General features: G+C 65.4%; 1 protein-coding gene and 1 pseudogene. Both read right to left on the reverse strand.

From position 1 onward, the window contains the following. On the reverse strand, positions 1–553 hold a 553-nt coding region (locus tag BQ9846_RS15980; RefSeq protein WP_422821898.1), incomplete at its 3' end, for an iron chelate uptake ABC transporter family permease subunit. A gap of 19 nt (positions 554–572) precedes the next feature. Further along, positions 573–833, reverse strand: a pseudogene (locus tag BQ9846_RS15985) (iron chelate uptake ABC transporter family permease subunit); the annotation flags it as partial. Positions 834–981 lie beyond the last annotated feature (148 nt).

Consider the following 981-nt stretch of genomic DNA (forward strand, 5'->3'; position numbering starts at 1 on the left):
CCCCCAGGAGGCCCGCCCGCGCAGCTGTGCACCAACCCCGGGGGTGGCCAGCGGCCTGTCTCTTACAAAAATCAAAAGGTGTAAAAGAGACGGGCGATACCCCAAGCCCGACAATGGAGGTCACGGCAAAGGCGGTCGCCCCGTTGTCGATGCCGATAATCCCGGGGGTCGCCAGCCGGTTGCGGGCCAGCGTCTGCATCAGGATACCCGCCAGCGCGAACGCCGCTCCGGTGAGACAGGCGGCGGCCAGTCGCGGCAGGCGAAGTTCCTGCACCATAAACGTCGCCATCGCCTCACCCTGGCCAAGCAGTGCCCTGAAAACCGTCCCGGGGGCCAGGGAGACGCTGCCCACGCTCAGATAGAGCAGACAAACGCCGATCAAGGCAGCGCAAAGCCCCGCATTCACAGCGAACGCGCGCTTTTCGATCAGTACGCTATACGTGCCGCGCCCGGGTGGGGCCAAGCGCCAATAGCCAGAAGGCGCCACCACGGCGCCCGCATGCCATGAAGCAGGCAATGCCGTCGGCTGAAGCTCGCTTGCGCTGGATTTCATCATCGTCCGTCACTCGAGATCATAAGGTGGGCAAGCGCCGCGCGCGCACCACGGCCACCAGCACCGGCGCGCCGCACAGCGCGGTCAACACCCCGATGGGGAGCTCCGAGGGAGCCACCAGCACCCGTGAAAAAATGTCCGCGCTGAGCACCATCAGCGGACCCAGGGGTAAACAGAGCCACAGGGTATGGCGGATGTCCGGCCCGGCCAGCGCCCGCGCCACAAAGGGCACCACCAGGCCTACGAACGCCATCGGGCCGGCGATCGCCGTGGCGCCCCCACCCCGAACGGCCCCCCGGCAATCACCCTGCCCTTTTACACCACTTGATTTGGTTTAAAGGCCAGCATTCGGGCTTCCCGTAACCGTATTTTCGCGGACGGTGCCCCTCGAACAATAAAAATCCCGGGTCAACCACCCCAAGGCCTGG

The sequence above is a fragment of the Vreelandella massiliensis genome (genome assembly GCF_900155385.1).
GTDB classification, from domain to species: Bacteria; Pseudomonadota; Gammaproteobacteria; order Pseudomonadales; family Halomonadaceae; genus Vreelandella; species Vreelandella massiliensis.